The following is a 25,423-nucleotide window of genomic DNA, read 5'->3' on the forward strand; positions in this document are numbered from 1 at the left end:
AGGGTAAAGTTGTGAAGGTGTTTTTTTGATAACTTATCTAACATCTAACATCTAACATCTAGCATCTAGCATCTCTCGTAACCCGTAACCCGTAACTAATCCCCCCTCCCGACTAACGACTCCCCATGCACTAACTTTCGCGGCTACAATTCTTAACATGCCAGGAACCTTAATTGATTTATTGTTCCTCTCTCAGGTGTTTCCCAATTATCAGGGCGATGACCACGGTAAGGTAGAATTGGCCTGACATACCTATGAGGATGGCTGTTCTTTGAGTGGCTTCAGAGAGCGGAATGATATCGCCATAGCCGATGGTCAAAAGGGTGATAAAGGAGAAATACAGGATATCTCCGGATTGTACATCGCCGCTGATCATATTGAATTGCATAGATAGCGGATCGATCATGATAAAATTTTCCAATATCAAGAACCCGATCGTTCCCAAAGTAACATAACCCGAAAACATGGCGAAAACGATCTGGCTGTCTACCTTTCTTATATGAATGATCTGTTTGATGATTTCGACCATCAGCGTCAGGTATAAGAGTGAAAGAATAAGATTTCGGCTAATTAATAAAGGTTGTGTGTCTCCTGCTGTCAATGAAAGAATGAATTGAATTAACATCAGCACGGCAACTACAGTTACCAGAACCCGGTTATTAGAAATAATGAGAAGGCCGGCAATAAGATTGAGCAAAAAGGCAAGAGGTCTGAACAATGAAGAAATATTTTCCTCCGGAAGAATGATCGAAATGAATAATACGATCATTTGAGTAGCAAAGAAAATATGAAACCGGTAATGATGAAGTCTTTGAATTAGCTTCATAAGGTGATGATTATTTGAAAAAGTTACGACAAAATTTCGAGCACATAATGGATATTATAGAATTGACCGAGGCATAATATAAATGCACAACAGTCAGTTGAGATTTATCTGACAGTTGAGTCCGTTCGTCCAAATCAGGCGACTGTCTATGTATCGTTTTCAAATGTTGCTTATATTAGTATTGCCATTCCCCAGATTAACCGCCGATCATAACCAATTTTTATGCATGAAAACCATGGGCCATGCGAACGATTCTTTTTTTCTTTTTTCTATCGGTTATTTTCTCTTGCAAGGAAGCCAGGCAACCATCCATACTACTGGAACTACCGGTAGTGACGATCGATGCACGGGAAGTTGCTTTTGAACGCGAATTCGTAGGCCAGGTATACGGGTACCAGGATATACCCATCAGAGCAAGGGTAGACGGCTATCTTGAAAAAATACATTTCCGGGAAGGTAGCCGGGTAAACAGGGGAGATCTGCTTTATACCATTGATGCCGATCCCCTCGCTGAAGCAGTAACCAGACAGGAGAGTCAACTGGCACAGGCAGAAACCCAGCTGGCAAAAGCAAAGGTAGACCTTGACAGGATCGAGCCTTTAGCAGAGATCAACGCGGTAAGCAAGGCTGAATTAGATGGTGCTAAGGCTGCCTACGAAGCGGCCAAGGCCGGAGTGAATGCTGCGAAAGCGAATTTAAATTTAACTCAAATTCGTTATGACTACTCCAGTATCGAAGCACCTATTACCGGGTTTATAGGGAAATCACAGGCCCTGGAGGGAGAATACGTCGGACAAAATCCGAATCCGGTTATACTCAACACCATTTCCAAGACCGATTCTATCAAAGTTGAGTTTCTACTTACCGAGAACGACTACCTCTATATGGCGCGACAGCGGATGATCCAGGAGCAGGAGAATTCTCCGAACACAGATGCAAAGGTGGAACTCATCCTTTCTGATAATTCGGTATTTGAACACCAGGGACGCTTTAGGTTCATCAACAGGGAGATCGATCCTGAAACCGGATCGATTCTGGTACAGGCGGTCTTTCCAAATCCTGATTTCCTGATAAAACCCGGACAGTTCGCCAAAGTAAGAATCACAGGAAAACCCGAGAAAGGGGTTGTTCTGATCCCTCAAAGGGCCGTTCGGGAGTTACAGGGAAAATTTTCAGCCTTCGTACTTACCGACAGCAATACAGTTCGTGAAAGGGATATTTCTCTCAGCGGTACGTATCGTGATTATTTCGTGGTTACTGATGGAATCGAAGAAGGTACGAAAATTTTACTCGAGGGCATACAAAAGGTGCGTGAAGGACAGGAAATAGATCCACAACCAACTGAATTCGAATCCCGAGCTAAAGATCAATGAATCAAGAACCAAAACAGAACTTTTTTGTTCGCCGTCCCGTATTGGCTATTGTAATCGCGATAACAACGGTGATCGTGGGTGGGGTTTCCATATTGGGATTACCCCTGGAGAAATATCCGGATATTACTCCACCCATTGTTCAGGTTCGGGCGAACTATACCGGAGCTAGCGCCCTGACCGTAGAGAATTCGGTGGCCACGCCTCTGGAGCAACAGATCAACGGGGTCGACAATATGATCTACATGAAGTCGACCAATACCAATGATGGTACCATGACCATTCAGGTATCATTTGATGTGGGCACCGATCCGGATATGAATACGGTTTTCACTCAGAACAGGGTTTCTGCCGCTACCGCCAAGCTACCTGAAGAAGTAAAAAGACTTGGGGTTACCACTGAGAAATCTCTGCCCAATACATTACTCCTTCTCACCCTGACAAGCGAAAATCCAGAGTATGATCAGAATTTTTTAGGGAACTATGCTTTGATCAACATCAAAGATGTGCTTTCCCGAATAAAAGGCATCGGTAGGGTCGATATAATGGGAGCCTCTGATTATTCAATGCGTATCTGGATCAAACCTGATGTATTGGCCAAGATGGGGATTACTATTCCTGAGATTATGAAAGCCATTCGGTCTCAGAATGCTATTGTTCCCGGAGGAAAATTCGGGGATGAACCCGCGCCTCCTGGAACAGAATTCACCTATACAGTCAGATTGCCCGATCGGCTCGTTACCGAGGCTGAATTTGGCGAGATCGTGATCAGGGCCAATGAAGACGGTAGTCAGGTACGCCTTAAAGATATTGCAAGAGTTCAGTTGGGTGTGGAAAGCTATCGTGCCCGTACGCGCATCAATGAAGAAGCCTGTGCCATCCTCGCGATCTATCAGGCTCCGGGCTCTAATGCCGTGGAACTTGCCGAGAATGTTATCAGCACTATGGACGAGTTGCAGTCGAGGTTTCCACCAGGAATGCAATACCAGGTGTCTCTTGATGCGACGAAACCCATTACAGCAGGTATCGCTGAGATTATCGAAACCCTCATCATCGCTCTTATTCTGGTTATCCTGGTTGTCTTTATTTTCATTCAGGACTGGCGTGCTACATTGATTCCCACCCTGGCTATTCCAGTATCGCTGATCGGTTCGTTTATGCTTTTCCCTTTACTGGGTTTTACCGTGAACACTCTTTCTTTATTGGGTTTGGTGCTTGCCATCGGCCTGGTGGTCGATGATGCGATCGTGGTGATAGAAGCGGTACAGGTTAACATGGAGAAAGGGATGAATGCTAAAACTGCCACGACACGTGCCATGCAGGAAGTAAGCGGTCCGGTTATCGCAACCACACTCGTTTTAATAGCGGTTTTTGTCCCCGTGGCCATGATAAGCGGAATCACGGGAAGCTTGTATAAGCAGTTTGCGATCACCCTGGCCGTTTCTGTGGCATTTTCATCGGTGAATGCTCTCACCCTTAGTCCTGCTCTTTGTTCCATCTTGCTTAAAAAACCTCAGGAGTATAAAGGTTTTCTGGGATCGTTTTTTAAAAAATTCAACAATTTCTTCGAAAAGAATACCCGCTCATATGTGAAACAAACGCAACGAATAGGAAGCCGAACAAGACGCGGGCTAATATTTCTGTTGGTGATATTGGTGGGTACAACAGTCTTAGGAAGATTGTTGCCCGGAGGGTTTATTCCGGAGGAAGATCAGGGGTATCTCTTTGTGAATCTACAACTTCCGCCTGCCTCCTCTTTGCAAAGAACCGACGGGGAAGTCAGACAAATAGAAAGAATACTGCTGGAAAACGAAGAGGTGGAGTATGTGACAGCAGTTTCAGGATTCAGCCTTCTTTCCGGAGCGATGTCTTCTAATGCAGGTTTTCTTTTCGTCACCTTAAAAGACTGGGATCAAAGAAGCGCAGATGGTTCGGTGGCCAATATTGTCAATACGCTTAACGGAAGGTTATACCGGGAGGTTAAACAGGGACAGGCTTTTGCTTTCGGTCCGCCTGCAATTCCGGGACTGGGTAACGGTACCGGGTTCAGCGTGATGTTACAGGATCAGGCCGGCAATACCCCTGAGTATCTTGAAGCCAATGCAAACCGCATCATTCAGTTGCTCAATCAGCAGGAATCGATCACAGGTGCCTTTACAACCTTTCAGGCCTCTGTTCCGCAGAAACAGATCGAATTGAACCGGGATAAGATTCTGAAGTCCGGAGTGGCGCTGGAAGACATTTATGATACTTTCGGGGCTTTTCTTGGAGGAGCATACGTCAATGATTTTAATCGGTTTGGAAGACTTTACAAATCCTATGTACAAGCTGAACCGGAGTACAGGCAGGATGAAAGCGGCCTGAACCTGTTCTATGTAAAAAATAAGGCCGGAAAACTGGTTCCCCTGGCAACGCTGGTTGATGTAAAGAATGGAAGCGGACCGGAATTCACCAATCGCTTTAATTTGTTAAGAGCTGTTGAGATCACCGGCGCACCTGCACAGGGTTACAGCTCAGCGCAGGCATTGGCGACCGTTGAGCAGGTGATGAAAGAAAACCTTCCCTCAGACATGACCTATTCCTGGAACGCTATGTCTTTCCAGGAAAAGCTGGCATCAGGTTCAACGGCCATGGTATTTATATTCTCCCTGATCTTCGTGTATCTCATTCTGGCAGCCCAATACGAGAGCTGGTCGCTGCCGCTGGCTATTCTGTTGGGTACGCCCTTTGCCGTCTTTGGAGCCTTTTTTCTGCTCTATCTGGCCAGACTGATAAGTCCGACCTTTGAGAATAACGTATTTACACAGATCTCCCTGGTCATGCTGATAGGAATGGCAGCGAAGAACGCGATCCTGATCGTGGAATTTGCCAAGATGAAATTCGAAGAAGGGAATAGTTTATATGATGCAGCCATGAAAGCTGCCCGGGAGCGTTATCGACCTATCTTAATGACCGCATTTAGTTTCATTTTAGGCGTGATCCCTCTGATAACAGCATCAGGGTCGGGGGCCGAATCAAGACAGATCATGGGAATGGCACTTCTTGGAGGTATGGGTATTGCCACCCTGCTTGGGGTATTCTTCTATCCCATGTTCTTTATAGTTGTGGGCCGGCTTTTTGGCTATGAAAAAAAACGCATAACTAAAGCAGAGATACCAGGTAAATGAAAAGATCGATTCATATAACCGCAATTTGCAGTTTACTGTTATCCCTGCTGGTGCTTGGCTGTAAAGTGGGCAGGAATTACGAGCCGGTGAATTATGAGGCGCCTGAGGGGTATTTATACGACCGTCATCCCGGAGACTCACTTCGGGAGGTGGCCTGGTGGCAATTATTCAATGACCAGGTGCTCGATACCCTTATTGCGACAGCTTTGCAAAACAATCCTGACCTGCGAATTGCTTTGGAGAATGTCGAGCAGGCAGAACTTGCACTGAACATTCAGCGAAAGGAATTATTGCCGAAGATCACGGTGCAGGCAGGAGCAACCCGGGGTAATTTTTTCGGTATCCAGGCCGGACAGGGGGGGACTTCAAACATTTTTACCGGGTTTGGAAATGCTTCCTGGCAGATCGATCTGTTCGGGAAACTTCGCCGCCTGAATGAAGCTGCCCTGGCAGACTACCTTGGCTCAGAGTACGGGGTAAGGGCTGTGCGCCTTACACTTATTTCAGAGGTAGTACGAACCTATCTCAGCATGCGACAATTCGAGGAATCATATCGCATATCACTGGCGAACCTTAAGCTCAGAGACAGTTCCCTGCGTCTTATACAAGCCAGGTTTGACCAGGGTTATACCGCACAGATCGAGCTGGATCAGGCACGAATACAAAAGGCCATAGCTGCCAGTGCCGTTCCCAGGTTCAAACGATCATGGCTTCAAGCTCAGAATGCCCTCAGTATACTCACAGGCAGTCTTCCACAACCTCCTGATTCTCTGCGAAGCTTTGAATCGTTGAAATTCATACCTGATATTCCTGCCGGACTTCCTTCGGAATTGTTGCGTCACAGGCCTGATATGCTCGAAGCCGAGCAGGGAATTATCGCACAAAATGCACTCGTTGGAGCTGCTATCGCCAATCGATGGCCTAATTTGAATCTTACAGGAGCAGCCGGTGTTGTGACAAATGAACTGGAAAATCTCAGTCTGCAAGATCCGGCCTGGTCTCTTTCAGCTGCGGCTTTAGCGCCCTTGTTCAATTGGGGACAGAACAAGCGGCGGGTGGAGATCGAGCGAAGCAGACTGGAACAGCAATATCTGGTTTATGAACGTACTGCTCTGAACGCTTTCAGAGAAGTGGAAGATGCCCTGGTGGCTATTGAAACGTATCAGAAGGAATACAAGGCCCGCGAAGATCATGTGAAAGCGGCATTAAGTGCACAATATCTGAGTGGAGAACGATACGATAAGGGAGTGACGAGTTATCTTGAGTTTTTGGAATCACAACGACAGGCTTTTGATGCCCAGATAGAAAGGGTCGCCACGCGAAGACTACTTCTTGAATCGTATGTGCTGCTGTATCAATCTCTTGGCGGAGGTTGGGTGGCCGAGGAACAATTGACAAGTGGAGAGTAGCATCACTCCTCACTTTTGGCAGCGGTCTTTAACCCTGTGGAAGAAGGAGTAAAGGAGCAAAGAGGGTAAAGATGTGAAGTTGTAAAGTCGTTGGGTAATATTGATCTCGTTTCACCCTGCTTGTTCCAATACAAGTCACCCTGATTGGAAGCAGCTTTGCTGCTGAAGTTGGACCGAGCGTTTAAAAACAGCCGGTGGCTGTTTTAAGCGACGGGGCCAGCTGCCGCGTTGGCCACTATTCGATAAAATTATTTTCTAAGTGGCTGAGTTACTGCCCATCATAAGATCCTTCGCCCCCGCAGGGCTCTGGATGACATTATTGCTAATAGGTGTTCCTGGAAGTTGTACCGCCCACTCTCAGCTCTTAACCCTTAGCCCATAACCCGTAACTCACAACTAAAGCAGGCAAAGGAGTGAAGGAGCAAATACCCCCTCAGTCTGTCGTTGCCAGACAGCTCCCCCTGGGAGGGGGAGCATAAAGGGAATTCTAAGTAACATCGCTTTTCCTTCTCCCTTTGGGGAGGGCCGAGCGTTAAAAAATGGTTCTGTGAACCATTTTAGCGAACCTGCCTGTCGGCAGACAGGGGAGCCAGAAGGCGCTTGGATGGCAACGCTGAATGCGTTGACGGATGGGGGAGTTATATTAATTGGATAAATAGATCAATAATAAGCAGATCCTTCGCCCCTTCAGGGCTCTGGATGACATTATTGCTAATAGGTGTTCCTGGAAGTTGTACCGCCCACTCTTAGCTCTTAACCCTTAACCCTTAACCCTTAGCCCTTAACCCATAACCCGTAACTCACAACTAAAACAGGCAAAGGAGCAAAGGAGCAAATAGGGTAACCTTATTCAGGCATGCTCACTAACATCTCTCGTAACCCGTAACTCATAACTCATAACTAAACCCCACTCCCGACTAACGACTAACGACTAACCATTCAGCACCCTACGCTGCCTCCTTTCGCAGCACTTCCAACGGCGGACTTTTGATCACCCCGATGCTGTTAGAGAGCCCGATGATCAGTATGAGCAAAGTGAGTCCTGGAAGGAGTACCAGGAAAGGGAATAGTGACGGACTAAAAGTCGTGTCGAATACGAACCAGGCTAACAGCTGGCTGCCCAGCAGGCTGAGCAGGATCCCCGACAAGGCACCCAGAATGCCCAGGTAGAGATATTCAAGGGCAACGATACGCAGTACTTGTTTTCCTTTCGCACCCAGGGTTCGCAGGAGCACGCTTTCGCGCATACGCTGATATTTGCTGCTTCGAACCGCTCCCAGTAATACGATGATTCCGGTAAGTATACTGAACGAAGCCATAAAATTGATAATCCAGGCGATCTTTTCCAGAAGCTCTTCTATCACGTTCAACACCTGACGGAGGTCTAAGATGGAAACATTAGGGAATTTGGCCACCAGTTTTTGCTGCAGTTTAGCCGAAGCCTCCTCGGTCGGCAGCTTGGTGGTAACTACGCGAAACTGTGGCGCTTGCTCTAATACGCCTTTAGGAAATACGATGGAAAAGTTCGGCTGCAGACGACTCCAGTCAACCGCCCTGATGCTTCCAATCGTGGTGGTCATGATCTTTCCCTGAACATTGAAACGAATGGTGTCGCCCATGCTCACTTCAGCATCTCCGGCAAAATCCCGGCTTACTGAAATGGGAATAACATTCGTCTCCGTTACTTCCCGCGTGAACTCCCCTTCTTCCAGTGTTTCCGAATCGATAAGGGAGTCCCTGTACGTGGTACGGAATTCATGGTTCAATATCCATCTGTTGATCGTTGAGCTCGTGTCTTTTCTGATCTCCCGCACCGGTTTTCCCTTTAGCTCATCTACCCGCATGGTGACGATCGGGATGTTGCTAAGAACAGGTTGATCATTCGATCTGATGGTCTCTAATACTTCTTTTTCCTGCCCGGTCTGTACATCCAGCAGGATCATGTTCGGACTGTTACTTCCGCCTTCAATGGAGGCTTCCGCGAGGAGCAGATCCCTTGAAAAGTAAAGGGTACTGATCAGAAAGGTACCCACCCCAATGGCCAGAACCAGTATCAGGGTTTGGTTGTTGGGCCGGAACAGGTTCAACAGGCTTTGTCGCACTTCAAAATTCCAGTGGTGTGGAAAATACTTTCTTACAGATCTGATAAACAGCTGGGCTATTCCGGCCAGGACGGCAAAGGTAACTATGGTTCCCCCCATAAATGCCAGGGAGTATTGCCAGTCTTCGAGCAGCCACAGAGAAATTATGAATATACTGGCGAAGATGGCCACAAAAACCAGCACGCTGCTTCGTTTTGATCGGGCGGAGGGCTGATGAGAAACCCGTAAAGCCTGCAGGGGTGATACATACAAGGTGCCGATAAGAGGGTATAAGGCGAAGAGCACAGACATGCTGACACCCAGCAAAAGCCCGGCGATCACCGCTTCGGGAGCAACGCTGAGTTCCAGCTGTACAGGGATCAGGTCTTTGATCAAAGCCGGGAATAGAAATTGCAAGCCTATACCGGCAGCTGTTCCTATGATACCTCCCATCAGTCCGATAAAGGCAACCTGGATCAAAAATATCTTAAAGGTTTGTGCCCTGGAGGCTCCCAGGCATTTCAACACGGCGATAGAGGGTAATTTTTCCTTGATGTACAGGTGAATGGCGCTGGCGATTCCGACACAGCCAAGTAGCAGAGCGATAAAGGCTACCAGGTTGAGGAATTTCCCGAAGTTTTCATACCGCCTTCCCAGACGCTGACTGGTCGACAGGTGGGTGTCGAGGTCTGCCCCTTCGGCATCAAGCATGGGGTCGAGCTCGCGATCCAGTCGTTCAAGGTCGGTATTGGCCTCATCTTTAAAATAATATTCATAATCGACACGACTCCCTGTCTGAATGAGTTCTGAAGATGCGATAAACCGATAGGGAATGGCTACAGGGGGAGCAATCGAACTGAAGATGGCGTTGCTGCCGGGGATGCTTTTTAGTGATCCGGCGATAGGTAAACTTACCTTTCCCAGGTGAATGGTATCTCCCTTTTCCAATCCGAATTGCAGCATCAGGGTTGCATCGACCAGGGCTGCACCCTGCTCCTGGTAGTTGTTTGCCGCTTCTTCGGGCTGGGTTTCCAGCTCCCCGTAAAAGGGAAAACCTCCCTCGATACCCCGTACCCGTACCAGTTTAGTGGCTTCGGTGGTGTTGAAGGCTGCCATTGAAGCGAAATTCACCTCCTGCGCATCGGCACCGCCTAAGGAGTCAATGATCGCATTGACCCTTTCATTGGGCAGATCATCACTGTCGATGATGTAATCGGCTCCCATCAGGGCCTTTGAGCGAAGGGCGATATTATCTTTAAGGTTGCTGCCAAATGATTGTATGGAGACCACAGCGGCTATACCCAGTACAGTCGAAAGCATAAAGAGCAGGATCTTGTTCCAGCTGCTGCGGCCATCTCTCCATGCCATTCTCAGCAACCATACAAAGCCCGGTTTTTGTGGTTGGTTCTTTTCTACCATGATGAAGCGACTTGGTTATCGACTATGGTACCACCTTTTATGCGCATGATCTGCTGGGTCTTTTCGGCCAGTTCCAGGTCGTGAGTCACAATTACCAGGGTGGTGCCAGCCTCCTTGTTGAGGTCGAAGAGCAGTTTCACCACTTTCTCCCCCGTTTCTGCATCGAGGTTTCCGGTAGGTTCATCAGCAAACAGAATGGCGGGACGGTTGGCAAAGGCCCTTGCCACGGCCACCCGTTGTTTCTCTCCTCCTGAAAGCTGTGAAGGATAGTGATGCCAGCGGTCTCCGAGGCCGACTTTTTCAAGGAGTTCCTTCCCTGTTTTCGAAGCATTTTTTTCACCGCGCAGCTCCAGGGGAACGATCACATTTTCCAAAGCGGTCAGGGTAGGGAAGAGCTGAAAATCCTGGAAAACAAATCCCACATGTTCATTTCGAAGCCTTGCCCGCTGGTTTTCATCGAGGTTGCTCAAACGAGAACCACAGAGCTCCACCTCTCCGGAATCGACCTGGTCGAGGCCGGCACAAAGGCCCAGGAGGGTGGTTTTTCCACTTCCTGACGGGCCCACAATCGCGAAGGTCTGTCCTTCTTCGATGTCAAATGAGACTTTGTCAAGCACGGTCAGTGTTTTGTCGCCATTCGAATAACTCTTCGTGAGATTTTCAACCTTTAATATCTTCCCCATCTTTCGTATTTTGTGATATCAAACAAATTAAGAATGATTTTGAACTCCCTTGTCCGGTTAAAGAGAATATTAACATTTTTGTGCGTGCTTACGGCATTTTCGGTGACCATCTCATGTGGTCAGGCCGATAAGAAGACGCAGAGCAACACAAACTCCGGGGTAGCAGACACTCCTTCAGATTCGATTACCACAGAAGCACAGGCATCGGCCACCAAAACCATATTATTTTTCGGGAACAGCCTGACCGCAGGCATGGGCCTTGATACGCAGGAGGCTTTTCCGGCAGTGATACAAAGGCGTATCGATTCTTTGGGATGGGATTATAAGGTGATCAATGCCGGACTGAGCGGAGAAACCACGGCGGCCGGCCGAAACCGTGTCGACTGGGTGATGGATGAAGATGTTGATGTATTTGTACTGGAGCTGGGTGCCAATGACGGGTTAAGAGGCGTGCCGCTGAGCGAAACACGGGAGAACCTGGAGGCGATTATCGAAAAGGTCAGGGAAAAGAATCCCGATGTGGAGATCATTTTGGCGGGAATGCAGATTCCGCCTAACCTGGGGGAAGCCTATACCAAAGAGTTTCGTGCGATCTTTCCCGAACTGGCCGAAAAGAAAAATGTGGAACTGATCCCTTTTTTACTGGATGGCGTTGCCGGCAACCCTGATCTCAATCAGGATGACGGGATTCACCCCACCGCTGAGGGACAGGAGATCGTCGCGGAGAATGTGTGGGATGTTTTGAAGGAGGTAATCAGGTAGGCGGGTAAGCAGGTAAGCAGGTAAGCAGGTAAGCAGGTAGAAAGGTAATCAGGCTTTAAAACAAAAGACGGAATTTTACTGGCTTAGATATGTTTTTTAATTGACTGTTTCTGTTTATACAGCATTTTCTTTATTGGGATTAAGTCCTCTGTTATTATTGATGAGGTCGTTGCGTAGTTTAATTGTTCTGCCAAAAGGAGTAATGTTTCAAGTTCGGAGGCAGAACCGGTAGCAATATCCAAGAATCGCAAGTACTCTTTTGTACTGCTTCTTCCTGCTCCTTCTGCAATGTTTGCTGGAATGGAAACTACTGCCCTGTTAATTTGAGACACCAAAGAAAATTTTTCATCTTCCGGAAAGAGCTTGGTCATTCGATATACTTTGGTAACCAAGGCCATACTTTGTTTCCAAACATGCAATTCGTTATGCAGCATTTTTCATTTTTTTCAAATATAGAAAATAATCTACTAATATTTAATTTTCTTTCTACCCGTCTACCCGTCTACCCGTCTACCCGTCTACCCACTTACCCATCTCCTCAATCCACCATTTTCATTATCTTTAAACAACTCAACCAGTATACTTCATGATCAGATACGTTCTCGCTCTAGCCGTTTTCGCATGTGTATTAAGTGTGACCTCCTGTAAATCAGATGCATCAAAATCTTCTGAACACCCGCCTTTTGAACAGATGGTGCAACCCGGGGATTCCCTTTTTCTGACGGGAGATTTTGATAAGGCCATCACCGAATTCCGAAAGGTGGCCCGTGCCTATCCCGACAGTCTTTCGGTGAAACGGGCGCTGGCCCGTGCATATATGGGTGTCGGACTCTTCAATGATGCAGAGGAAATGCTCAGGGAGACCGAAAAGGGAGATGATACTATTAGTCGGTTACGCAGGTATCGCAGATTCGCTATCCTTGGTATGTTTCGGGGAGATACTGCTCAGTTACGTCAATACAATGATTCCATTTTGAGAATCGCTTTCCATTCTTATCCGCAACCCTATGTGTCTGCCGCATTCAATGAGGTGTTCCTGCGGGAATTCGAAGAAGCAAAGGCACACCTGGAAAGATATGTGGCCTATGGCGAACCGGAACAAATTCCTATCAACCTGGGTTACCTCTACCTGAGAGCGGGAGATACCCTTAAAGGAAGAGAGATTCTGGAAATTGCCGAAACCCAGTTAACCGCGGTGTTACTGGAGAACCCTGCCGACCATGACGCGCTGTTCGAACTGGCAGAGATCTCCCTGATGAAGAAAGATACGGCCGCGGCCATGGATTATATAAACAAATCCCTGGTTACGGGATTGGGAAAAGAATGGTGGATCTATCATTTCGTCAGCGAAGAATCACTGAGCGATCCGGTGTTCGAACCCCTTTCCGGTCACCCGCCTTACGAACGCATTCGGGATTCACTTTATAAACAACGGCAGTTGATGAAAGCGAAGGTGATGGGGGAGTAATGATTAATTATGAATGTTTACTTGTTACTAAGTTCGTTGTGCAGTTGACAAGAAATACAATGATAAATTGCTTGGTTGAAGGCCCTGAGAAGACCCGGGCTTTTCGTAATCAGAAAATTTTATCACCTTGCGTTGGAGATCAGGAAGTCCAGAAGGGCATCGATCTCTTCCTGAGACAGTCCCTCTAACAGGCCTTCATACATCATCGACTCAGGGTGAAGTGCTGAAGAGGCAATCTCCTGTGTTGGTATTTTCTTTAACTGATTACCGACTAACATGAGCTGCAGGGTATCTTCATTTTGCGTTATGACCCTGCCAAGTTGGACCTCCCCGTTCTTCATGGTTATTTTTGAAGCGAACGATCCCGGCTTGATCCGTTTAGAAGGATATTGAATTTCATCCAGCAGTTCCTCGCGGTTATAGAACAGGCCGATGTTCTTAAGATCAGGACCTAGCATTTCTGTAGTTCCGTCAAGAGAATGACAAGCAGAACAGGCTCGTGTATTGAACAGCATTCTGCCCTGTTCGATTCTGTCAGCATCAGCACTTCCCTCACTCATGGCCAGGGATTCTCTCTTATCAGGCATCACCCAGGGGGCAGCCATTATTTTATAGATTGCCCCGTCAACAGAGTCTGTTTTCTGATACCAGTAATCTGTTACCCCTACCCGCGAAGCGTAGAGGGTTCCATCTTCTGAGAATGTTATATTGGATACTTTAGGCAAATCGGTCAGTATCTCTTCAATAATCTGAACGGTTCCATCTTCGTGTTCCTTCAGTTCCACCCGTGAGATGGCACCTCGTTCCCAGTATTCCCCCGGGCCGTAAAATGAAATGTACATTTGCTCTTTTCCTCCCACGTTCCTGAATAAGATATCAGAGGGAGCCACTTCCGTCTGCAGCAATCCAAAGGGGGGTGTTTGTGTTTGTTCTCCGAACTTGGCGGTATTATGACCGTAAAATCCATTTTTTTCATATAACAGAAGTTCTTCTTCTGCATTCTGCCCCCCCTGGTTATCGATCAGAAATAACTCCCCATTTCTGTTGAAAGCCATTCCGTGTACAGATCGTATACCCGTAGCCAAACGTTCATATTTTGAACCATCAGGAGAAACACGCAGCAGACTTCCTCTTAATTTTTCGGGATCTGGACTCGCACCCGGGTTCCAGGAATCGGTGGTCAGTACGAAATAAAGCCACCCGTGTTGGTCAAATTGCAAAGCAGAGGTCCATTCATAAGGGTGATCACTGAACGGAATATTATCAAAAAAGACGAAACTGGTATCGGCTACAAAATCATGGTTGAGATCCCGATAGACCCTAATCTGTTGAGGGAGGCCTACATACAGATCCCAGCCCTTAAAAGCCATACCTGCCGGAGTTCTGAAACCTTCTTTGCTAACATCACAGAACATTACTGCTTCATCTTCCAGGCCATCACCATCGGTGTCTGTCAGGCTGTAGATTTCCCCTGTCAGATTTGCACCGAATATGCGACCTCCGGGACCTGTTTTCAAAAGCCCGGGATTCCAAATCGGCACTCCTTTATCGATGGGGAGCCTGATCACTGCCAACGAATCATAGACATTGATCGTGGTATCAAGGTGGCGTATCAACTCATTACCTGACCCTGATGAAGAAAGCATTTTTTCCTGCTTGCAGGAAACCAGGAGCAGTATCACGAACAACAAAAGATAATATTTCATTATTGGAATGGGTGTTGGTTGATTTACAGTATTAATTTACGTCAAATAAATAAATTTTTATAGTTAAATGGCTCTGAACCAATATTTTATTGGTCGTTGTGGAATGTATAAGGCAGTTCTCATCTGACTTTTGCTATTAGGAGCATCCATAAAAAAAGCCACTCCTTAGTGAAGTGGCTTATAATTTGAAAGATGTTGTGGTATTAGGGTATAGGAGTGACTTCTACTCCGAATAAATTATTACTATATGGTTTTTGACTGATGGTGATCAGCTCATTTCCTGCCCGATAAATGAAATTTGGATACCCCTTGATCAAGATCTCACTGTTTTTGGTCAGGGCCGGGTAGCTGCCGATCTGAATGGAGTTGTGGTTACTGGAGGCAGCATAGATCACCGAACCATCTGCGTTAAAGGCGTAATCACTGTAGTCCAGCGATCCTCTTTGCAGGAGTCCGATAAATGTCATGGTGCCATCGGCGTGATAGACCGCTCCTTCATTATCGGTGATCGCATAGGTGCCGCTTGGATCGATCCTGAAAATACCTGCATTCAAAGGATAGTCGCCATGGTATGCGTCGTCCTGGTGCAACTCAAAACTCCCGTCGGCCGCCAGTTTCAGGTACTCCATATCGATGGGTGACACACTGGTTGAAATCGACATGATTTCCTGTTTTCCGGGTATCATACGCAGTCTATCTCTTTCATTATCTCCGTTCCCTCCCAGATAGGTGCCATCGGCCCTTGAGTAACTGCGAATGGGCTGCTCCCACCATGGGTCAGGCTCCAGTCCTGCAATGACAAGTCCGTTACCGTCGATAACCACACTGGCGTTGGGTAGTCCGGTGCTAATAGCGGTGATCTCGGTCAGGGTTTCCGGATTGTAAATATAGATCCACCCGTCATGACTCGGCAAATAGAGTTCTACTCCGCTGCCATTTTCACCGATATCCATATATCCGATGGTGCCAGGGGTATCTGTCTCACCTTCGATGGTGTAAGTGCTGTAATTATACTTATACAGTTTAAGATTGGTTCGATCGAGAACGTACAAGTAAGGCTGGCTGGGGTGTTTTACTACGTCAAAGGGTTTGAATGAGAAAAGATCTCCAGCCGGAAGCAAAACACCCTCTCCGTTGCTGTCCCGGGTATATGCATCGATATTGGTAACCCTTACTTTGTAACATACCGCCTCTTCGAAAGGCGTTTCAGTATCGGTATAGGTGGTGGTACTTTGAGCGTCGATCACGGCAATGACTTCGTAGGAGGTAGTTGTTTCACAATCGCCGCTGCTTCTTAAGATCTCATATTTGGCAAAGTCAATACCCGTGTAGGCTTCCCAGTTGAGGTTTACCGAAGGTGTTGCTTTGTCGGCACTGATCAGGTTCACCAGGCGCGGAGCTTTGGTATTGACGGTCATAGAGGCTGTGGTTTCGTAGCCGTCACCGTCGGTTGCGGTAATAGTTATAGTATGAATGCCTCGTGAGAGTTCTGCTTCAAAAAGCGACACGTTTTCGGAATTCGGATTTCCGCTAAAAAGAGTTCCGTCCAGATCACTTTCCCAACTTACGCTGATATCGCCGGAACTGGAAAAATCATCGGTAATCTGTGCGCTGAAACTGATCAGGTCTGCGTCAGAGAAAAGGGCTTCACCTTCAGGAGTGAGCGGTTGTATAACCGGAGCGGTTCCTTCTGCTATTCCAGAGGTAATATTGATGGTAGCAACACCCATTTTTCCGGTTTCGACCAGGTGAGAGGTTTGGGCTGACCCAACGCCTTCCAGTTCAGCGAATAAAGTGATACTTCCCGAGGGGAGCCCTTTGAAAATAGCCATCCCGAAATCATCTGTGAATATTTCAGAAGTGGCCGGGCTGGTATAAACTTTGGCATTGATGGCCGGCTCCATATTATTGAGAGTCACCATAAGGGTCAGGTCTCCTGTTGAAGGCTCGTCATCCTTTCCGCAAGCAGTCATTACCAGAGCTGCCAGCAGGAGTGCAAATAGGTTTTTGATCATTGGTTGATTTGGTTTTAAATTAAAACGAAGCAAATATAAAGGTAACCTTTCTCTTATTGAGAAATATTTCTTACATAAATAAGAATATGTTGAGAATGTAAGGCAGGGTGTTGGGAAGTATACACAAAGTAGTAAGGGAGTGTAAATTCAAATTCTATTCCTATCTACCAGCTGATCACCGATAGCTGTTAGCCGTTAGCCAAGATGCTCATCATCTACACACATTCGTGATGTACTGATAATCCAGTTCATAGGATTTGTTGTAATCTACGAGAAATCTTCCCGTACTGAACTGGCAACTGAAGTTGAGCTCATCACCTTCGCTGATTTGATGGAAATCTTCCCTGGGAAGTTTTGCTGGGTTACAACTGATGGGTTTTGAAAAGTCTTCCAGGCGATTCTGGGCAATGGCATTTACTTCATCTATCAGCTCACCCATCAGTTCTTCAGAACTCAGAGAAGCCTGCAGGGTCTCTTCCGGCACGAATTCGATGTCTCTGCCAATCACCTTTCCGGAGCGATGAACCCCACTGCTGTCAATAGTGTATTCTCCCCGGAAGAAGGTATGCACGTAGGCGATCTTCACAAAATTATCGTCCTCCTCCAGTTCTGCGTTGGTATATTCAGGTCTTATCTTGGTGGAGCCGGCAGTCACCAGGAACGAATCTATAGGCATTTCCCGCTTGTCGTACCAGATCTCATGTTTTTGATATTCGTACCCCTCAAAAGCTTCTCCTTCCTCGTTGCGGTCGGCTACCAGGCAATTGGAATACATAGTAGCTTCCCTGGCGACATAGTGAAAGCCGTTCCGTTCTCTGAAAAAGGGAATTTTATACTGCTTTTTCAAGCTCCACCTTCCCTGGTACTTATAACACGGGTAATAACAATCATCGGGAAGCTCCCTGAGTTTTACATAGGGGTTGATATATTTATTTTCATAACTCCATTGAAGCATTTCATAGCGGGTATCGGTTTCGGCTACTTCAACAGTTGAGGTATTTTCCGCAGAAAAGTATACATAAGCCAGGTACATGGTGGCAGCGGCAAATAAAAAAGTAAGTATCCAGAGAAAGACCGGCTGTCCCGTTTTTGTCTGTACTGCCGGGGCGGGGCCTTCAGCAGATTTATAGTTTCGCAATTCCAGCGAACGCTCCACGTTTCGAATGGCTCTTTTGAATTCTCCCTCTGAGGCAGTACCGTTGATAAGTCTTGAAAATTGGGAATCACTGTAGAAAAGGTCCCTGGCGATCTTCGAATTACTGGTCGACTCAAACTTGTTCTTTTCCTTATCGAAAGAACCGTAAAGATGCTCCAGTAATTCAATGAATTTCAGGTGCAGGGGCGTTATGCTATCATTACCGTTCATGGGCGTGAAGTAAGAGCTAGACCTTGCAAATATTGGTAAAAATTGGTAAAAATTGATAAAAATTTTTAAAACATGATTTGAACCCGGCCTTTTTTATATAATTGGCAAAATTATCACACTTTTTTTACGATTTCCTTTTGTTAAGGAATCGTTATCAACCCGGAAACTAAAACCTAAAACGCATGAAATGTTGCCTTAAAAAGACCTGGCTGCTTGTGGGGATTCTTATAACCCACCTTGGTTTTGCACAAAACCAGGAGACAGTAACAGGTACTGCTTATGATGAATCGCAGGTACCCCTGGCAGGGGTGACCGTAATGGAAGAAGGAACCGCCAACGGTACGGTGACCAACTTTGACGGAAATTTTACCCTGACAGTCTCAGGTACCGATTCCCGACTCGTCTTTTCTTATATTGGTTTTAAAACGCAAACGATTGCGTTGGAAAATACCGATCAACCGCTTACCGTCACCATGCAAACCGATATTCAGACCCTTGAAGGGGTCGTGGTAACTTCCCTCGGTTTTGAAGAAAGCAAAGACGAACTCGGATATGCCAGTTCGACCGTTGAAGGACAGTCGATCGCCGAATCGGGTGAGGCTACCGTTTTGAACGGACTCTCCGGGAAATCATCGGGAGTTCGTATTTCCCGTAACTCCGGTGACCCGGGTGCGGGGTCGTATATTCAGATCAGAGGGGTGTCATCGATCACCCGTAACAGTCAGCCGCTCATCGTGGTCGACGGAGTACCCATCTCAAACGATACCCGTGGGAACAGCGATCGGAGCGGGGTTTCACAACAATCCCGTCTGAATGACCTGAACCCTAATGATATCAAAAGTGTTTCAGTGCTTAAAGGAGCCTCGGCAGCAGCGCTCTGGGGAACCAAAGCCCTGGGTGGGGTGATCGTGATCACAACCAAAAGCGGGCAGTTCAACAAAAAACTGTCGGTAAGCTATCAGTCGACCTACTCCATTGATGAGATCAATCGTCGTTATCCGTTGCAGACAAAGTTCGGTCAAGGAGATAACGGTATTTATGATCAGAGAGCCAGAGACTCATGGGGAGATCGTATTGCAGATCGTGCAGGCGGTCAGGATGAATTCGATACTTCAGGGGAGTTCTATGTCGATCAGGACGGCAGAACCTATTACCCTATTATTACCAAAAATTCACGTGAAACATTTGATGATTCGAACTTCGACCAGGTATTCGGAAACGGATATTTCTGGGAAAACAACCTGAGCCTGAGCGGAGGAGGGGAAAACACTTCCATTTTCTTCAGCGTTGGTGACCTGGATCAGCAGGGGATCATTAAGAACAATTCTGATTACCGCAGAACCACAGCAAGGTTCAACGCCAACCATATCTTTACAGACTGGCTGAAACTGAAGTTCAGCTCGACCTATGCACAGACCAACTCGAACAGGATTCGTAAAGGAGCCAGTTCTTCAGGGCTCTACCTGGGGCTGCTCAGAAATCCTGCCGACTTTGACATCTCAGGATACCGTGGAGATTACTATGCTTCTCCTACAGCCTCTCCGATTCCCAATCGCCAGCGTTCTTACAGGGAGCCCCTGGGCGCCGATGGATCGGCAACCTATAATAACCCTTTGTGGACCATCAATGAACAGGAGAACTTTGCTAAGGTTGACCGTTTCATTTCGAATTTCGAGCTCACAGGTTCTGCTTCGAACTGGCTGGACCTGATCGCCCGTGTGGGAATTGACCACTACAGTGAGCAACGTTCACAATTCCTTACACCGGGGTCTGCAGCCGGGGAATTCCAGGCGGGATACCTCGACCAGGAACTGGCGACCAATACCATTTTCAACATGGATTACATCGCCAAGGCAAATTTTGACCTTACCGACGATGTTAGCTGGAATGGCCTGGTAGGGTTCAATTACAACGCCCGTAGAAGGGTGGTGAACGGGACCATAGCCACCAACTTCATCCAGTTCGTCGATGTAGACAGCGGGATCAGGGATATCGATAATTCCCTGCCTGAAAATATCTCGGCCAGCAGTACGGTTGGACGGGAGCGAACAGCAGCTGTCTATGCCTCGTCGACGCTTTCAGCTTTAGACATGTTCTTTATGACCAATACCGTACGGGTTGAATCAGCCTCCACTTTTGGTAGTGCCGATGATAATACATTTATGTTCCCATCTACCTCCATCGCATGGCAGTTCTCTGAGTTGTTCAATAACGACAGCTATTTCTTTTCCTTCGGAAAACTGAGAGGATCTTATGGTGAAGTAGGGGTACAGCCGGCACGCTATAATACCACTAACGTATATGTATCTCCGGGTTACGGAGACAATCTCGGTGGGGAGCTGAACCTCGGTCTCTATGGTAACGGTGGCTTTGTGCCCAGTGCCAGCCGTGGAAATTCATCGCTCAAGCCCGAACGTAAGAAAGAACTGGAAGTGGGTATCGACCTCCGTTTTTTCAACAACAGGCTTTCTTTCAGCGGAACCTATTTCGACAATGTAACTGAGGATGTATTGCTGCCCTTCCCGGTAGCGAATTCGACCGGTTACGCTTCCATCTATACCAACGGAGCTGAGATCGAAAACAAAGGTCTGGAGCTCGACCTGGGATACCGCGTTTTCTCGACCAACAATTTCACCTGGGATATCAATGCCAACTTTACCCGCGTACGTAATGAGGTGACCGACCTGGCAGGAATCGAATCATTAGACCTGGGCGGCCTTTCAGCCGTAAGTTCCAGAGCTGTGGAAGGACAGCCACTGGGGGTACTTTGGGGATCCCGAACCCTGAGAGATGATAACGGAGACCCGGTATTAGATGAATTCGGCTTCCCGGTACAGGACCAGACCGAAGGAGTGATCGGAGATCCGAATCCTGACTGGCAGGGAGCTGTGACCAGTACCATGAGCTACAAAGGCTTTTCATTTAGCGTATTGTTTGAAACCTATCAGGGGGCAGATATTTATGCTGGTACCAAATCAGTGCTTGCTGACCTCGGACGCTGGGAGAGCACTGCCAATGAGATCACGGCCACAAGAAATTACTTCGAGGCCAACGGAAATATCATCAACATCGGTGAAACCTTCCGTGGAAATGTAGCCGACTTTGGTGCAGGCCCTGTGGCGCTTACCGAAACCTGGTACAACGGAGACGGGGGATTCTTTGGAGGCGGAAACGATGAATTATATATCGAAGACGGGTCATGGAGCCGTATCAGGGAGATGATACTGTCGTATAACTGGCGGTCAGAATGGCTTACCAGCAAGACTTCACTGGAGTCAGTTCAGTTCTCGCTGACAGGAAGGAACCTTTTCCTGTGGAGCGAATTTGAAGGAAATGATCCTGATACCAACCTGTCAGGCGTAAGCGCGGCAAGAGGTATTGATTACTTCAACAACCCCAGTACCAAGTCGTATCTGTTTAGTCTAACCCTGAACCTGTAATTTAAAAACACAGCAACAATGAAATCATTTTTATCCATCATAGGATCAGCCATATTACTCACCTCATGTAACAATGTGGTAGGTGATATCAATGACAATCCGAACAGCCTGACCACCAGTGAATATGATAATATCATCACAGGGGCTGAGGTTGGAAATATCATACTCCAGACAGGAGAAACCGCCCGCCGTGCCGGGATCTTTGCAGGGCAGTTCACCGGGATCGACCGGCAGCACCTGGGGTTCTCACAATATACAGTGACGGCAAGTGACTTCGATCCGCTATGGTACAATGCCTATGTGAACACCCTGAGAAATGCCCTGGTGGCCGAAGAAACCATTCTTGAAAACGCAGAAGATGCTCCCGTTTCAAGGGGGATCACCCAGGTATTGCAGGCTTATACCTTTGGAACCATGGCATCGCTCTATGGCGACATTCCTTTTGAAGAAGCCGGGATGGTAGAAATAGGTAATCCTGTCTACGACGAGCAGGCCGATGTGTACCAAAAGACCCAAAGCCTTCTTGACCAGGCGATCACACTGCTCCGTAACGGTTCAGGAAGACCGGCCTCAGGTGCAGAGATTTACTTTGATGGAGATCCGCAGAAATGGATCGCTGCCGCCTATACCCTGAAAGCGCGTTTCTATATGCATACAGGTCAATATTCGCAGGCCTATAATGCGGCCCTGCAAGGGATCGGTAATGCTGCTGATAATCTGAGCGCACCTCACGGACCGGCCCAGGAAGAAAACAATCTGTATTACCAGTTCTTTGCTATCGAAACCCGTCAGGCCGACCTGATCGTTTCTGATTTCATGACCAGTTTACTGGAGCCGGGAGCAACGAATCCGATTCCGGCGAACTACCGTGGGAATGCAAAAACCAATGAGGCCGGACGTTTTAATTTCCTGTTCAGAAAAACCAATATAGGCGTTCAACCAAATACCAACAATGGTTTCGCAGCCCAGGAAGCTTCCGCTCCCCTGGTAACCTTTGAAGAGAACCAGTTGATATTGGCTGAGGCAGCCCTGAGAACAGCCGGCTTTGATACCGCTCTCGCACATTTGAACGAGTACAGATCTTACCTGGCGTCTGGAGGCTATATGACCAATGCAGACCCGGCAGACATTCAGTATGATGCCTATGTGGCTGCTGATTTTCAGAACGGGGGAATCGAAAACCCGGATGGGATCAGTACTGATAACGCTTTGTTGAGAGAGATCCTGCAGGAAAGGTATGTGACGCTCTTCGGGCAGATCGAACCTTTCAATGATATGAGAAGAACCCTGGGGAATTCTGCAGTACGGGTGCCGGTGCAACCCAATGTTGGAAACCAGTTGCCTCAGCGCTTTTTATACCCGCAAACCGAGATCAACAGAAACGAAAATACCCCGAACCCGATTCCTGACTTTTTCGAACCCACAGATATCAACCAATAAAAAACGGAATGATGATGACGATGAAAAAGATAGTTAGCAGATTATTATACGTCTTGTTATTGGCTGGTGGCCTTACCCAGGCTTTTGCCCAGCAACAGGAAGACGAGAAGGTGTTGTTCATCGGAAACAGTTTTACCTACTTCTGGAATATGCCTGACCTGGTTGAAGCCATGGCTAAAGACCAGGGGGTCAACCTGTATACAGACCATTCCACCGTGGGAGGCAGTAACCTCAAACAACACTGGGAAGAGGAGAAGGAAACCCAGACCCGCAAGCGGCTGGAGGCGATTTCCTATGATCGGGCAGTGTTGCAGGATCACAGCCTCAGCACTATTGATCATACCGAACGCTTCCAGGAATACGGAGAGCGCTTTATCGAACTCTTGCGAAACAAGGGAACAGAACCACTACTGTATATGTCATGGGCGTACGATTCAAACCCGCTGATGCAGGATAAAATCACACAGGAGTACCTGGCACTGGGGAAGAAACATAACCTTCAGGTTGTTCCTGCGGGTCTGGTGATCGAAAAAGCCAGACAGCTACGTCCCGACCTGGATCTTTTCTTTGACGATAAACATCCTTCTGCAGACGGAGCTTACCTGATCGCCCTTGTTTTTTACAAGGCCCTGACCGGAAAATCGATCAGTGAGATTCCCAACAGGCTTTATTCTGAGGGAGACTTTGGTGAGCGACATTACCTCTGCTTTGTATTGCCTGAGACCGGAGATTTCTTCAGAGACCTGGTAGAGCAATTTGATGTGGAACCTTATGACTACAGTAAGTAATGAAAGACAGTAAGAAAAGAATCTTTATAATCCTGGGACCTCTGTTGTTTATCATACTTCAGCAGTTCGATGCTCCTGAAGCCATGCCTGACGCAGCCTGGGATGTACTTTGTGCCACCCTCTGGATCGCCCTGTGGTGGATCACCGAGGCCGTGCCTATTGCTGTGACGGCTCTGTTGCCTATTATCCTGTTCCCACTCACCGGGGCCATGGATTTAAGCACCACCACCGCTTCTTACGGGCATAAGTATATATTCCTGTATATGGGCGGGTTTATCCTGGCGATCGCAATAGAAAAGTGGGGCTTGCATAAACGTATCGCCCTGCACATCATCAACCTGATCGGTACCAATGTAACCCGTATCATTTTAGGGTTTATGGTAGCTACGGCCTTTATGTCAATGTGGATTTCAAATACCGCAACCTCTGTGATGATGCTCCCTATCGGGATGTCGATCATCAGTCAGTTGAAAGATAATCCGAATACCATTGCCGATGAGAACAAGATTTTCGGGAAAGCACTCATGCTCAGTATTGCCTACTCGGCTTCTATTGGTGGTATTGCCACCCTGATAGGAACCCCCCCAAACCTTGTTCTGGCCGGGTACGTGCAAGAGGTTTATGATATCGAGATCACCTTTTTCCAGTGGCTGGTATTCGGTCTTCCTATATCGCTGGTTCTGCTGGTCATTGCATGGTGGTATCTTACTCGAAAAGCCTTCACCTTTAAACAAAAGGAGTTTCCCGGGGGAAAAACAGAAATACAGCGACTGATTAATGACCTGGGTCCCATGAAGCGAGAGGAAAAGATCGTTCTTTCAGTATTCGTACTGACCGCATTTTGCTGGATCTCCCGCTCTTTCCTCCTGCAAAAGTTCATTCCCTTTATTGACGATACCATTATCGCGATGAGCGCAGGAATACTGTTGTTCACCCTTCCTGCTAAAGGGGGGCGCAAACTGATCACCTGGAAGGAAGCTGTGGAGATGCCCTGGGGTATTATCATTCTTTTCGGAGGTGGTATGGCTCTGGCATCAGCTTTTGAATCTTCTGGACTGGCCGTATGGATGGGAAATTCGATGACTCTGCTGCAGTTCCTGCCTCTGTTATTATTGGTGGTACTGATCATCTTCAGTGTGAATTTTATCACAGAAATGACCTCTAACCTGGCTACCACTGCTATGCTGTTGCCCATTCTGGCACCGGTTGCGGTATCGCTGGGTGTGAACCCATATATACTCATGGTAGCTACAACCGTAGCGGCATCATGCGCCTTTATGCTACCGGTGGCAACCCCACCCAACGCGGTGGTATTTGGTTCAGGATACCTGCGTATACCTGATATGATCAGAACCGGTATCTGGATGAACCTGATCTCGGTGATCTTGCTGTCGGCCTTTGTGTATTTCCTGCTTCCGTTATTATGGGGCTTTGATCCGCTGGAACTCGGACAGGAATTTATTAAAAATAAATAGTCAACTAT

General features: G+C 47.4%; 16 protein-coding genes. 9 read left to right on the forward strand and 7 right to left on the reverse strand.

Features of this window, described 5'->3' with window-relative positions:
* Positions 1–178: 178 nt before the first annotated feature.
* Entirely contained in the window at positions 179–826 is a 648-nt protein-coding gene (locus tag K7R10_RS14130; protein WP_224485378.1) for a potassium channel family protein, read from the reverse strand.
* Between the two features lie 242 nt (positions 827–1,068).
* On the opposite strand from K7R10_RS14130, the gene K7R10_RS14135 reads away from it, so the two are divergent.
* Genes K7R10_RS14135 through K7R10_RS14145 form a run of 3 tightly spaced genes read left to right on the forward strand, consistent with a single transcriptional unit; the run spans position 1,069 to position 6,772 of the window.
* Complete coding sequence (locus K7R10_RS14135) at positions 1,069–2,199, forward strand: efflux RND transporter periplasmic adaptor subunit (protein ID WP_224485379.1); 1,131 nt, start codon at positions 1,069–1,071, stop codon at positions 2,197–2,199.
* Positions 2,196–5,363 carry an efflux RND transporter permease subunit gene (locus tag K7R10_RS14140; protein WP_224485380.1) on the forward strand — a complete coding sequence of 1,056 codons (3,168 nt, stop codon included), beginning with the start codon at positions 2,196–2,198 and terminating at the stop codon, positions 5,361–5,363. Before K7R10_RS14135 ends, K7R10_RS14140 begins: the two co-directional genes overlap by 4 nt.
* Entirely contained in the window at positions 5,360–6,772 is a 1,413-nt protein-coding gene (locus tag K7R10_RS14145) for an efflux transporter outer membrane subunit (protein ID WP_224485381.1), read from the forward strand. The genes K7R10_RS14140 and K7R10_RS14145 overlap by 4 nt, the downstream gene beginning before the upstream one ends.
* Positions 6,773–7,719: 947 nt before the next feature.
* Here the strand turns inward: K7R10_RS14145 and K7R10_RS14150 are convergent.
* Positions 7,720–10,272, reverse strand: coding sequence for an ABC transporter permease (locus K7R10_RS14150; RefSeq protein ID WP_224485382.1), 2,553 nt, complete (start codon positions 10,270–10,272; stop codon positions 7,720–7,722).
* Positions 10,266–10,955, reverse strand: coding sequence for an ABC transporter ATP-binding protein (locus K7R10_RS14155; protein ID WP_224485383.1), 690 nt, complete (start codon positions 10,953–10,955; stop codon positions 10,266–10,268). Before K7R10_RS14155 ends, K7R10_RS14150 begins: the two co-directional genes overlap by 7 nt.
* An 84-nt stretch (positions 10,956–11,039) precedes the next feature.
* On the opposite strand from K7R10_RS14155, the gene K7R10_RS14160 reads away from it, so the two are divergent.
* Positions 11,040–11,717 carry an arylesterase gene (locus K7R10_RS14160; RefSeq protein WP_224485384.1) on the forward strand — a complete coding sequence of 226 codons (678 nt, stop codon included), beginning with the start codon at positions 11,040–11,042 and terminating at the stop codon, positions 11,715–11,717.
* A gap of 83 nt (positions 11,718–11,800) precedes the next feature.
* On the opposite strand, the gene K7R10_RS14165 is transcribed toward K7R10_RS14160, so the two are convergent.
* On the reverse strand, positions 11,801–12,151 hold the full coding sequence (locus K7R10_RS14165) for a four helix bundle protein (protein ID WP_224485385.1): 351 nt from the start codon (positions 12,149–12,151) through the stop codon (positions 11,801–11,803).
* Positions 12,152–12,303: 152 nt separating this feature from the next.
* On the opposite strand from K7R10_RS14165, the gene K7R10_RS14170 reads away from it, so the two are divergent.
* A complete protein-coding gene (locus tag K7R10_RS14170) occupies positions 12,304–13,185 on the forward strand; it encodes a tetratricopeptide repeat protein (protein WP_224485386.1) in 882 nt (293 codons plus the stop codon).
* 122 nt (positions 13,186–13,307) lie between these two features.
* On the opposite strand, the gene K7R10_RS14175 is transcribed toward K7R10_RS14170, so the two are convergent.
* The 3 genes from K7R10_RS14175 to K7R10_RS14185 all read right to left on the reverse strand — a co-directional run bounded on the left by K7R10_RS14175 (position 13,308) and on the right by K7R10_RS14185 (position 18,272).
* Positions 13,308–14,891, reverse strand: coding sequence for a DUF7133 domain-containing protein (locus K7R10_RS14175; protein WP_224485387.1), 1,584 nt, complete (start codon positions 14,889–14,891; stop codon positions 13,308–13,310).
* Between the two features lie 203 nt (positions 14,892–15,094).
* Positions 15,095–16,906 (reverse strand): hypothetical protein, encoded by a 1,812-nt coding sequence (locus K7R10_RS14180; protein WP_224485388.1) that lies wholly within the window; start codon positions 16,904–16,906, stop codon positions 15,095–15,097.
* A 211-nt stretch (positions 16,907–17,117) separates the two neighbouring features.
* On the reverse strand, positions 17,118–18,272 hold the full coding sequence (locus K7R10_RS14185) for a hypothetical protein (RefSeq protein ID WP_224485389.1): 1,155 nt from the start codon (positions 18,270–18,272) through the stop codon (positions 17,118–17,120).
* Between the two features lie 182 nt (positions 18,273–18,454).
* Between K7R10_RS14185 and K7R10_RS14190 the strand changes: the two genes are divergently transcribed.
* The 4 genes from K7R10_RS14190 to K7R10_RS14205 are packed head-to-tail and all read left to right on the forward strand — an operon-like array spanning position 18,455 to position 25,415.
* A complete protein-coding gene (locus tag K7R10_RS14190) occupies positions 18,455–21,712 on the forward strand; it encodes a SusC/RagA family TonB-linked outer membrane protein (RefSeq protein ID WP_224485390.1) in 3,258 nt (1,085 codons plus the stop codon).
* Positions 21,713–21,730: 18 nt separating this feature from the next.
* Positions 21,731–23,152, forward strand: coding sequence for a SusD/RagB family nutrient-binding outer membrane lipoprotein (locus K7R10_RS14195; RefSeq protein WP_224485391.1), 1,422 nt, complete (start codon positions 21,731–21,733; stop codon positions 23,150–23,152).
* A 20-nt stretch (positions 23,153–23,172) separates the two neighbouring features.
* Complete coding sequence (locus K7R10_RS14200) at positions 23,173–23,940, forward strand: SGNH/GDSL hydrolase family protein (RefSeq protein ID WP_224485392.1); 768 nt, start codon at positions 23,173–23,175, stop codon at positions 23,938–23,940.
* Positions 23,940–25,415 (forward strand): SLC13 family permease, encoded by a 1,476-nt coding sequence (locus K7R10_RS14205; RefSeq protein WP_224485393.1) that lies wholly within the window; start codon positions 23,940–23,942, stop codon positions 25,413–25,415. Before K7R10_RS14200 ends, K7R10_RS14205 begins: the two co-directional genes overlap by 1 nt.
* Positions 25,416–25,423: the final 8 nt, after the last annotated feature.

This window comes from Robertkochia aurantiaca (genome assembly GCF_020166495.1).
GTDB classification, from domain to species: Bacteria; Bacteroidota; Bacteroidia; order Flavobacteriales; family Flavobacteriaceae; genus Robertkochia; species Robertkochia aurantiaca.

Bases quoted from the DNA above. Each gene is read 5' to 3' on its own strand.
- K7R10_RS14155 (WP_224485383.1), bottom strand. From the start codon at position 10,955: ATGGGGAAGATATTAAAGGTTGAAAATCTCACGAAGAGTTATTCGAAT.
- K7R10_RS14170 (WP_224485386.1), top strand. From the start codon at position 12,304: ATGATCAGATACGTTCTCGCTCTAGCCGTTTTCGCATGTGTATTAAGT.
- K7R10_RS14190 (WP_224485390.1), top strand. From the start codon at position 18,455: ATGAAATGTTGCCTTAAAAAGACCTGGCTGCTTGTGGGGATTCTTATA.
- K7R10_RS14165 (WP_224485385.1), bottom strand. From the start codon at position 12,151: ATGCTGCATAACGAATTGCATGTTTGGAAACAAAGTATGGCCTTGGTT.
- K7R10_RS14200 (WP_224485392.1), top strand. From the start codon at position 23,173: ATGAAAAAGATAGTTAGCAGATTATTATACGTCTTGTTATTGGCTGGT.
- K7R10_RS14175 (WP_224485387.1), bottom strand. From the start codon at position 14,891: ATGAAATATTATCTTTTGTTGTTCGTGATACTGCTCCTGGTTTCCTGC.
- K7R10_RS14145 (WP_224485381.1), top strand. From the start codon at position 5,360: ATGAAAAGATCGATTCATATAACCGCAATTTGCAGTTTACTGTTATCC.
- K7R10_RS14150 (WP_224485382.1), bottom strand. From the start codon at position 10,272: ATGGTAGAAAAGAACCAACCACAAAAACCGGGCTTTGTATGGTTGCTG.
- K7R10_RS14180 (WP_224485388.1), bottom strand. From the start codon at position 16,906: ATGATCAAAAACCTATTTGCACTCCTGCTGGCAGCTCTGGTAATGACT.
- K7R10_RS14205 (WP_224485393.1), top strand. From the start codon at position 23,940: ATGAAAGACAGTAAGAAAAGAATCTTTATAATCCTGGGACCTCTGTTG.
- K7R10_RS14140 (WP_224485380.1), top strand. From the start codon at position 2,196: ATGAATCAAGAACCAAAACAGAACTTTTTTGTTCGCCGTCCCGTATTG.
- K7R10_RS14135 (WP_224485379.1), top strand. From the start codon at position 1,069: ATGCGAACGATTCTTTTTTTCTTTTTTCTATCGGTTATTTTCTCTTGC.
- K7R10_RS14195 (WP_224485391.1), top strand. From the start codon at position 21,731: ATGAAATCATTTTTATCCATCATAGGATCAGCCATATTACTCACCTCA.
- K7R10_RS14185 (WP_224485389.1), bottom strand. From the start codon at position 18,272: ATGAACGGTAATGATAGCATAACGCCCCTGCACCTGAAATTCATTGAA.
- K7R10_RS14130 (WP_224485378.1), bottom strand. From the start codon at position 826: ATGAAGCTAATTCAAAGACTTCATCATTACCGGTTTCATATTTTCTTT.